The organism is Trichloromonas sp. (genome assembly GCF_041583255.1).
Classification (GTDB): Bacteria; Desulfobacterota; Desulfuromonadia; order Desulfuromonadales; family Trichloromonadaceae; genus Trichloromonas.
Genome location: NZ_JBFHGD010000150.1, coordinates 1 through 8,296 on the forward strand (window position 1 = coordinate 1; position 8,296 = coordinate 8,296).

13 protein-coding genes are annotated in these 8,296 nt (G+C 61.8%); 3 read left to right on the forward strand and 10 right to left on the reverse strand.

Annotation, left to right across the window (positions count from 1 at the left end; all coding sequences use genetic code 11):
- The 8 genes from ABYV89_RS11890 to ABYV89_RS11925 all read right to left on the reverse strand — a co-directional run.
- The coding region (locus ABYV89_RS11890; RefSeq protein WP_432823172.1) for a complex I subunit 5 family protein at nucleotides 1–1,219 on the reverse strand (1,219 nt) is incomplete at its 3' end.
- A complete protein-coding gene (locus ABYV89_RS11895; RefSeq protein ID WP_432823173.1) occupies nucleotides 1,216–1,605 on the reverse strand; it encodes a sodium:proton antiporter in 390 nt (129 codons plus the stop codon). The genes ABYV89_RS11890 and ABYV89_RS11895, both read right to left, overlap by 4 nt.
- 1 nt (nucleotide 1,606) lies before the next feature.
- On the reverse strand, nucleotides 1,607–2,086 hold the full coding sequence (locus ABYV89_RS11900) for an MnhB domain-containing protein (RefSeq protein ID WP_432823174.1): 480 nt from the start codon (nucleotides 2,084–2,086) through the stop codon (nucleotides 1,607–1,609).
- Nucleotides 2,083–2,355, reverse strand: a complete 273-nt coding sequence (gene mbhE / locus ABYV89_RS11905) for a hydrogen gas-evolving membrane-bound hydrogenase subunit E (RefSeq protein ID WP_432823175.1) — start codon at nucleotides 2,353–2,355, stop codon at nucleotides 2,083–2,085. The genes ABYV89_RS11900 and mbhE overlap by 4 nt, the downstream gene beginning before the upstream one ends.
- Nucleotides 2,352–2,597, reverse strand: a complete 246-nt coding sequence (locus ABYV89_RS11910; protein WP_432823176.1) for a Na(+)/H(+) antiporter subunit B — start codon at nucleotides 2,595–2,597, stop codon at nucleotides 2,352–2,354. The genes mbhE and ABYV89_RS11910 overlap by 4 nt, the downstream gene beginning before the upstream one ends.
- A complete protein-coding gene (gene mnhG, locus ABYV89_RS11915; RefSeq protein ID WP_432823177.1) occupies nucleotides 2,594–2,917 on the reverse strand; it encodes a monovalent cation/H(+) antiporter subunit G in 324 nt (107 codons plus the stop codon). Before mnhG ends, ABYV89_RS11910 begins: the two co-directional genes overlap by 4 nt.
- Nucleotides 2,918–2,932: 15 nt before the next feature.
- Nucleotides 2,933–3,217, reverse strand: a complete 285-nt coding sequence (locus ABYV89_RS11920; RefSeq protein ID WP_432823178.1) for a monovalent cation/H+ antiporter complex subunit F — start codon at nucleotides 3,215–3,217, stop codon at nucleotides 2,933–2,935.
- The gene (locus tag ABYV89_RS11925) at nucleotides 3,217–3,699 is read right to left on the reverse strand and encodes a Na+/H+ antiporter subunit E (RefSeq protein WP_432823179.1); all 483 of its coding nucleotides are present in this window, start codon (nucleotides 3,697–3,699) and stop codon (nucleotides 3,217–3,219) included. Before ABYV89_RS11925 ends, ABYV89_RS11920 begins: the two co-directional genes overlap by 1 nt.
- A gap of 320 nt (nucleotides 3,700–4,019) precedes the next feature.
- Here ABYV89_RS11925 and ABYV89_RS11930 point away from each other — a divergent pair, with 320 nt between their 5' ends.
- Nucleotides 4,020–4,811 carry a carbon-nitrogen family hydrolase gene (locus ABYV89_RS11930; RefSeq protein WP_432823180.1) on the forward strand — a complete coding sequence of 264 codons (792 nt, stop codon included), beginning with the start codon at nucleotides 4,020–4,022 and terminating at the stop codon, nucleotides 4,809–4,811.
- On the opposite strand, the gene ABYV89_RS11935 is transcribed toward ABYV89_RS11930, so the two are convergent.
- Entirely contained in the window at nucleotides 4,812–5,192 is a 381-nt protein-coding gene (locus tag ABYV89_RS11935) for a hypothetical protein (RefSeq protein ID WP_432823181.1), read from the reverse strand.
- Between the two features lie 13 nt (nucleotides 5,193–5,205).
- Nucleotides 5,206–6,165 carry a cation diffusion facilitator family transporter gene (locus ABYV89_RS11940; protein WP_432823182.1) on the reverse strand — a complete coding sequence of 320 codons (960 nt, stop codon included), beginning with the start codon at nucleotides 6,163–6,165 and terminating at the stop codon, nucleotides 5,206–5,208.
- Nucleotides 6,166–6,354: 189 nt separating this feature from the next.
- Between ABYV89_RS11940 and trxB the strand changes: the two genes are divergently transcribed.
- Nucleotides 6,355–7,284, forward strand: coding sequence for a thioredoxin-disulfide reductase (gene trxB / locus ABYV89_RS11945; protein WP_432823183.1), 930 nt, complete (start codon nucleotides 6,355–6,357; stop codon nucleotides 7,282–7,284).
- A 116-nt stretch (nucleotides 7,285–7,400) separates the two neighbouring features.
- A partial coding sequence (locus tag ABYV89_RS11950; protein ID WP_432823184.1) for a YifB family Mg chelatase-like AAA ATPase occupies nucleotides 7,401–8,296 on the forward strand: 896 nt, incomplete at its 3' end.

Sequence of the window (8,296 nt, forward strand, 5' to 3'; positions counted from 1 at the left end):
CGAGAATCAGGTACCACTTGCTGAAAAAGCCGCAGGTCGGCGGTACTCCGATCATGGCGAAGGCGCCGATGACGAAGACGGCCATGGTGATCGGCATTTTCCGGAACAGGCCATGGAGATTTTCGAACTTGAGGCTGCCGGTGCGGTAATAGATGGTCGCTGCCGCCAAGAAGAGGCAGAGGGTCATCAAAGCGTCATTAACGATATGCAGGATGGCGCCGGTCATCCCCTGGTTGTTGGCCAGCCAGACGCCGCCGACCATATAGCCGACCTCGGCGACCAGAATGAAGGTCAGCATCCGCCGCAGGTCGCGCTGGGCCAGGGCCAGGGACGAGGCGCAGACAATGGCGAGGGCGGCGACCCAGACGATCGCCGACTGCACACCGGCGTGCTGGAAGAAGGCGTAACCGGGGGTGAAGACCGAGAAGATCACCCGGATCATCAGGTAGACGGTGACCTTGGTCATCAGCGGGGCGATCATCAGGCCGGCGCCGGTCGGAGCCAGCGAGTAGGCGTTGGGCAGCCAGCTGTGCAGGGGAAAGAAGGCCATCTTTACCCAGAGTCCGACCATGATAAAGCCGAAGGCGGTGGCCAGGGCCGCCGGCGCGTCCAGACCGCCGATCATCGAGGCGATATCGGCCATGTTGAGCGAACCGGTGAGGATGTAGAGATAACCGACGCCGAGCAGGTAGAAACAGGCGCCGATCGAGCCCATGATGATGTAGTTGAAGCTCGCCAGCGGGGCCCGTCCCTTACCCATGGCGATCAACCCGTAAGTGGTGATGGAGGTGATCTCCAGCAGCACGTAGAGATTGAAGGCATCGCCGGTCAGCACCAGGCCGATCAGCCCGGCGATCAGGATCAGGTAGAGAGTGAAGAAGAGGTGCTCCCGGCCGGCCAGTTCCTTTTCTACGCATTTCAGCGAAGCCATGGTGGCGACCAGGGCGACCAGGCTGATCAGCAGCATCATCAGGGCGCTGAGGTGGTCGACCACCAGCTCGATGCCGAAGGGGGGCTGCCAGTTGCCGACCGTATAGCTGAAGGGGCCGTGTCGCAGCACCTTGAGCAGGGTGACGCCGGAGAAGATACTCGAAAAACAGAGCGACAGGAGGACCAGCGGGGCGATCCAGTTGCGCGACAGGCGGCCGAGCAGGTTGACAAAAAAAGCGGTCAACAGCGGCGCGGCCAGGGCGTACATGTGCAGGTTGGTGGTCGTCATTCGCTGATCTTCTCCAGAATTTCATCCTCTTCGAGGGTTCCGTATTCCCGGTAGACCCGCTGCAGAACGGCCAGGGCCACCCCGGTGACGCTGACCGAAACGACAATCGCCGTCAGCATCAGCACATGGGGGAGGGGGTTGACGATCTGGGTTACATCCACGCCAGATTCCAGTACCTTGTACTTGTCGAGAATCGGGATTCCGCCGCCGCGCTTGACCCCGGTCGAGACGAAAAAGAGGATGATCGCGGTCTGGAAGATGTTCATTCCCAGCAGCTTCTTGACCAGGTTGCGCTTGCCGATCATGGCGTAGAAGCCGATCATCATCAGCACCACGTAGATCCAGTAGTTGTATTTGGCGACTATTTCCTGCAGTAAACCATCCATATCAGAGGCCCTCGTCCATTTCGCCGCCCGAAGAAAGATCCCAGAACAGCGACACCATGATGCTCATGACCGCCAGACCGACCCCGACTTCGACCAGGAAGATGCCGAAGGAGCGCCACTCAATCGGCCCCAGCGGGATGATCTTGTCGAGAGCGCTATAGTCGAGAAACAGACCGCCCATTACCGCGCAGAAGGCGCCGATGCCGGTGAAGATCAGGGCGCCGGTATTGCCGAGAATGGCGTTGGCGCGCAGAGAAAAGTGGCGGATCGAGGTCTTCAGATCGTAGGCCAGGGCCAGCAGGATGAAAGAGGAGCCGAGCACCACCCCTCCCTGGAAGCCGCCGCCGGGGCTGTAATGGCCATGGACGATGACGTAGAGGCCGAACAGCTGGAGAAAGGGGACCAGCAGGCGAACCCCGGTCTGGACGATCAGGCTGTCACCGACCGGACGGTTTTCCGCACGTTCCTTCAACAGCTTCATGACTTGTTCCTTCGCAGCACGCTGACGACAGCCATGCCGGCACAGAAAATGACGACGGTTTCAAACATGGTGTCGTAACCCCGGTAATCGCCGAGAATCGCGGTGACGAGGTTCGGTACATGGGTCTGCTCCACGGCCTTTTCGATATAGACCGGCGACAGGTGCCGGCTGGCCGGCGAATTGGGGTCGCCCCAGGCGGCGAAATCCCGGGTGCCGTACAGCAGCAGGACGCCGGTGACCAGGGTGGCGATAAGGGCAAGTGCTTTCAATCTTTGCTCCTCCGGCTGGTGCGCAGAATGGCGGCGATGAAAAGAATGGTGCTGATGCCGGCCCCCACGGTCGCCTCGGTGAAGGCCACGTCCACGGCCCCCATTTCGGCCCAGAGCAGGCACATCAGGAAGCTGTAACAGCCAAAAATAACGGTGGCCGACAGCAGGTCCTTGACGGTGATGGTGGCGATGGCGCAGACCACCACCAGGGTCAGAATGAGCAGGTCGAACTGCCAGATCATGAGCGCTTCTTCTCCTTTTCCCAGGGCTTGACGCCGATCAGGAGGGCGGCCTCGGTGATGGCATGGGTGGCGGTGGGGCTGGCCACAAAGACAAAGACCGCGATGAAGAGGATCTTGATGCTGACCAGCACCGTCGCCAGCGACAGGTCGGAGAGGTTATATGCGGCAATGCCGAGAAAGACCAGCACTGCGGCGAGCGAGTCACATTTGCCGGCCGCGTGGGCGCGGGTGAAGAAATCGGGGAACCTGAGGATGCCGATGGTGCCGATGGCGAAAAAGAGCAGGCCGGCGATGATCAGAACCGTAGCGATGATATTCATATCGGCAGACTTCCTTTAGGGGCTGTCTTCCAGGTGGATGCTCTTGCGGCGCAGAAAGTACTTGGTTGCGCCGAGGGTGGCGATGAAGTTGAGCATGGCGTAGGCGATGGCGATATCGACAAACATGCCGACGTTGTCGTACAGCACGCCGATGACCAGCAGCATCACGGTGGTCTTGGTGCCGATCACGTTGCCGCCCAGAATCCGGTCGAGAATGGTCGGCCCGGCGATCACCCGGTAGAGGGAGAGGGCCATCAGCAGCAGCAGGGCGATGCCGGTCGCGAGAAAGAGCTGTTCCATCAGTTGCCTCCTTCCAGGGCCGCCGCGATCCGCCGTTCCATGGAGCTGCCCGGCAGCGATCTGGCGGCGCTGCTGGTCAGGGCGTAGACCAGGAACTCGTCGTCGTCGATATTCACGGTGACCGTACCCGGAGTCAGGGTGATGGAGTTGGCCAGGGTGATGCGGGAGATGGGGCGCTTGAGCGAGGTCTTGAAGCGCACCAGTTCGGGGTCGAGCAGGTCCATCATGCGTGGATGCAGCACCACGTAGGCGACCTGCAGGTTGGCCAGCAGGATTTCCCAGAACAGCCAGGGCAGGTAGAGGAGAATACCGAGGATGCCGCGCCCCCAGCTCTTGGGGTCGCCGTAGAAGAGGAGACCGTGGCTGAAGTGGGCGACCAGGAGACAGCAGATCACGCCCAGGGAGAAGTGGAACGGGTCGAACATCCCCGACATGATGATCCAGAACGCAAGCATGACAAAAAAAGTGGCAACCTTGGCCATGGGCAACCCTTTGTGTCGTGGCGGTTAATGCGGCTAGCCAGCATTAACAGTGACATTGAGAAGACGGTGAGCTTTTTCAGTCCCTGCTGTTACGCAATAAGCGGACCAATGAAGATGTGTTGCAGTAAAACACCAGTGTTGTGTAGCAGTTTTTCATGCGCCGGTCAAGCAAATCCGAAGTGTTTTCGTGGCTTGCCAAGCCCCGGCATTTCACATATAATTGCGCACTGTCACTGGGTAATGACATTTTTTAAGGTTTCTTTTATAACAATAAAACAACTTTCTATTTCTGTTGACGGGTGCCGGAAAGGAAGAGCCTGATGGAACGCAAGGTCTGTGTTGCCGCTGTTCAGTTTAACATCGCTTTGGGGGATGTCGATGCCAATCTGGCAAGCGCCATGGCGGGAATCCGCCAGGTGCGTGCCAAAGATGCCCGCCTGGCCGTGCTTCCCGAGATGTGGAGTACCGGCTACGATTACAAGCATCTTCCCGAACTGGCCGAACAGACCCCGAGGGTGATCGAGGCGATCAGGGGGCTCTCCGCCGAACTGCAGATGGTGGTGGTCGGCAGCTTGCCGGAAAAGGCCGACGGGCGCATTTACAACACCGCCTTTGTCATCGACCAGGGGCGGGTCGTCGGCAGCTACCGCAAGCTGCACCTCTTTTCGACCATGGGCGAGGACCGTTATCTGGCCGCCGGCAATAGAACCCTGGTGGTGCCGACCTCGGTCGGCCGGATCGGGGTGGCCATCTGCTACGATCTGCGTTTTCCCGAGCTCTTCCGCAAGCTGGCCCTGGAGGGGGCCGAGATCCTCTGTCTTCCTGCCGAGTGGCCCAAGCCCCGCCAGGAGCACTGGCGCACCCTGCTGCGGGCCCGGGCCATCGAGAACCAGCTGTTCGTGGTGGCCACCAACTGCTGCGGCATCCAGGGCAAGCTCGACTTCTTCGGCATGAGCCTGCTGATTGCGCCGCGCGGCGAGGTGCTGGCCGAAGGGGGCGAGAGCAATGTCGAGCTGACCGCGCTGTTCGATTTCGAAGAGATCGTCAACTACCGTTCCCAGATCCGCTGCTACCAGGACCGCCGGCCCGAGGTGTACGGCACTCTCCCCTGATTATTGCTCCAGCCGCTGGGCGTCTTTGCGGAACCGTTCGGGAACCTCGTTCAGCGAGTCGGCAAAGCGCAGTTCGCCCTGGTCGTCCGCGTAAAAATAACTCGGTTCTTTGGCAGCGGCAGGCGCCGCCGGTTTTTTCGCCGCAGGTTTCGGCCGCGGCTTGGCCGGGGCCGGCTGTGCCTGTTCGATCACGGCCTCGACGCTGGTGGGCTTCTGACCAGGCGCCAGGCGCAGCATCCGGGTGCGCAGATCGAGATAAAAATGGCGAACGGCACTCAGGGCGGGCTGGCGGGTCGGCACCCGCATGAAAAACTGGTCGATAGCGACCAGGATCAGCAGAAACAGGAGGGTCCACAACAGGGGCCGGGCGAGACGTTTCATTGATGCGTATCCTTTAGTGCGGGTGTTGGTGACCGTTGTGATCCTGTGCGCAGCCCTCGGTTGAGCGGGGGCGGTGATGCAGTTGCAGGATGGTGTCGCTGGTTTCACAGGTGGAACATTCCCCCTGCAGGGTGGTGTGGTTGATGTGGAAGTCGTGCTCGAGCATCTGCTCGAGTTGGCCGATGACTTCCCCCTGGCGCAGCCGGTAGTCGGGCTGCAGGTCGATGTGGGCCGACAGCGCCGTAATGTGCGAGCAGATCGACCAGACATGCAGCTGGTGGACATCGACGACCCCTTCGACCCCCTTCATCTTGTCGACCACCCGGTTGACGTCAATATGCGCCGGCACCCCCTCGAGCAGGATGTGGCCCGCTTCGCGCAGAATGCGCAGCGAACCCCAGCCGATGATCAGCGCGATGCCCGCCGAAATCAGCGCATCGACCACGTACCAGCCAGTGTAGAGCATGACCAGGCCACCGATGATGACGCCGACCGAGGCGACGGCGTCGCCGAGCACGTGCAGAAAGGCGCTGCGCACGTTAAGGTCATGGTGGGCGTGGCCGTGCAGAAAGCGGGCGGAGACCAGGTTCATGACCAGGCCGATGGCGGCGATGAGGAACATTTCCTTGCTTTTGACCGCTTCCGGGTGCTGAAAGCGGGCCCAGGCCTCCACCAAAATGCCGAAGGCGATCAGGATCAGGGTGCTGCCGTTGATCAGCGAGGCGAAAATTTCGGCCCGGTGCCAGCCGTAGGTACGGCGGTCGCTGGCCGGCAGGCCGGCCAGGCGGATCGCCGCCAGCGACAGGGCCAGGGCCAGCAGGTCCATGAAGACGTGGGCGGCGTCGGAGAGCAGGGCCAGGGAGTTGGTCCAGAATCCGCCGACCACTTCCGCCACCAGGGTAATCGCGGTCAGGGCGATAGCGAAGCTGATGCGGCGGGAAATGCTCCGGTCGAGGTAATTGGCTTCAGCCATGCTGCATCCTTTCGGTCAACCACTCATTTTATGCGGCCGGCGGTGAGAAAATCAAGGGCTAAAGATCCGCGGAAAAGAGCCGTGATTGGTGATTGCTGATTGGGTAAGATAAAAATCAAGGGCCTGTAGTCGGTTCACATTTTGCCAGCCCTGTGCTAAGGTGCGTCATCCCACATCAGGAGTTTCTGGATGTCCCCAACTATTTATGACGTACTGATTATCGGCGGCGGCCCGGCCGGCCTGACCGCCGGCCTCTATACCTCCCGCGCCAAACTGAAAACCCTGCTGGTCGAGCGGATGATCCTCGGCGGCCAGGTCATGACGACCACCAAGGTTGAAAACTATCCCGGCTTTCCCGGCGGCATCGACGGCCCCGACCTGATGATGCGGTTTCAGGAACACTGCCAGGAATTCGGCCTCGAGGTCGTCACCGGCGAAGTGCAGGGGCTGGTCGACCGCGGCGAAACCAAGGCGGTGACCGTCGACGGTGAAGAAGTGCTGGCCCGCGCGGTCATTATCACCAGCGGCGCCGAACCGGCCAAGCTGGGCGTCCCCGGCGAGCAGCAGTTCGTCGGTCGCGGAGTCTCCTACTGCGCCACCTGCGACGGCGCCTTTTTCCGCAACGCCACCATCGCCATCGTCGGCGGCGGCGATACCGCGGCCGAAGAAGCCCTGTTTCTCACCCGCTTTGCCAGCAAGGTCTACCTGATCCACCGTCGCGACCAGCTGCGCGCCACCAAGATCCTGCAGGAGCGGGTCTTCGCCAACGACAAGGTCGAGCCGCTGTGGAACAGCCAGGTCGAGCAGGTCGAGGGGGACAACTCGGGAATGAAAAGCATCCTGCTCAAGGACCGGGTCACCGGGGCCACCCGCTCCCTCGAACTGGAAGGGCTGTTCGTCGCCATCGGCGTTATCCCCAAGGCGCACTTTCTGGCCGAGGTGCTCGAGCTCGACGCCGACGGGCACATCCTGACCGATGCCGAGTGCCGCACCTCGATCCCCGGCGTCTTTGCCGCCGGCGACGTACGCAAGAAGATCCTCAAGCAGATCGCCACTGCTGTCGGCGACGGCGCGGTCGCCGCCATCATGGCGGAAAAGTACCTGATGGACCAGGAATAGCCTTAAATACAGCTCGTCCAATATGGAAAGCCCCGCTGCCCAGGCGTTTAACGCTTGCGGCAGCGGGGCTTTTTCTGTAGGGTTTGTGAAATTTAATTTTATGTCAAGGAGGGATCATGCTGGCCAAGGTGTTGTCAGGAGCGTTGATCGGGATCGACGCCTACCCCGTCGAAGTAGAAGTCGATATCGCCCAGGGGCTGCCCCAGTTCGCCACCGTCGGGCTGCCGGAAGGGGCGGTCAAGGAGAGCAAAGATCGGGTCAAGTCGGCGATCAAGAATTCCGGCTACGAATTCCCCGCCCGCCGGATTACCATCAACCTGGCTCCGGCCGACATCAAAAAAGACGGCGCCGCATTCGACCTGCCGATGGCGGTCGGGCTGCTGACCGCCACCGGCGCGCTCAAGCCGGCGCGGGACGGCCGCTTCGTGCTGATGGGGGAGCTCTCCCTCGACGGCCGCATCAAGCCGGTGCGCGGCGCCCTGCCGGTGGCGGTGGCCGCCCGCAACTGGGACGTGGCCGGGCTGATCCTGCCCGAAGAAAACGCCCGCGAAGGGGCGATCGTCGAGTCGGTGCCGGTCTACGGGGTGCGCGACCTGGGGGAGGTGGTCGATTTTCTCGCCGGGGCGAGGGAGCTTACGCCCTGCACCGTCGATACCGCCGAACTGTTTCGCGAAGGAGGCCGCAGCGCCGAGGACTTTGCCGAAGTGCGCGGCCAGGAGCACGTCAAGCGTGCCCTCGAGGTGGCCGCCGCCGGTGGCCACAACGTACTGATGGTCGGCCCGCCCGGCAGCGGCAAGACCATGCTGGCCCGCCGCATCTCGACGGTGCTGCCGGCGCCGAGCTTCACCGAGGCCCTTGAGACGACGAAAATCCACTCGATCACCGGACTGCTGCCGCGGCAGGACGCCCTGGTCGCCACGCGACCGTTTCGCAGCCCCCACCACACCATCTCCGACGCCGGCCTGATCGGCGGCGGCACCCATCCCCGCCCGGGCGAGGTCTCGCTGGCCCA

Excerpts from the sequence above, each read along its gene's own strand:
- ABYV89_RS11895 (WP_432823173.1), bottom strand. The coding sequence starts at position 1,605 with ATGGATGGTTTACTGCAGGAAATAGTCGCCAAATACAACTACTGGATC.
- ABYV89_RS11900 (WP_432823174.1), bottom strand. The coding sequence starts at position 2,086 with ATGAAGCTGTTGAAGGAACGTGCGGAAAACCGTCCGGTCGGTGACAGC.
- ABYV89_RS11910 (WP_432823176.1), bottom strand. The coding sequence starts at position 2,597 with ATGATCTGGCAGTTCGACCTGCTCATTCTGACCCTGGTGGTGGTCTGC.
- mnhG (WP_432823177.1), bottom strand. The coding sequence starts at position 2,917 with ATGAATATCATCGCTACGGTTCTGATCATCGCCGGCCTGCTCTTTTTC.
- ABYV89_RS11920 (WP_432823178.1), bottom strand. The coding sequence starts at position 3,217 with ATGGAACAGCTCTTTCTCGCGACCGGCATCGCCCTGCTGCTGCTGATG.
- ABYV89_RS11925 (WP_432823179.1), bottom strand. The coding sequence starts at position 3,699 with ATGGCCAAGGTTGCCACTTTTTTTGTCATGCTTGCGTTCTGGATCATC.
- ABYV89_RS11930 (WP_432823180.1), top strand. The coding sequence starts at position 4,020 with ATGGAACGCAAGGTCTGTGTTGCCGCTGTTCAGTTTAACATCGCTTTG.
- ABYV89_RS11935 (WP_432823181.1), bottom strand. The coding sequence starts at position 5,192 with ATGAAACGTCTCGCCCGGCCCCTGTTGTGGACCCTCCTGTTTCTGCTG.
- ABYV89_RS11940 (WP_432823182.1), bottom strand. The coding sequence starts at position 6,165 with ATGGCTGAAGCCAATTACCTCGACCGGAGCATTTCCCGCCGCATCAGC.
- trxB (WP_432823183.1), top strand. The coding sequence starts at position 6,355 with ATGTCCCCAACTATTTATGACGTACTGATTATCGGCGGCGGCCCGGCC.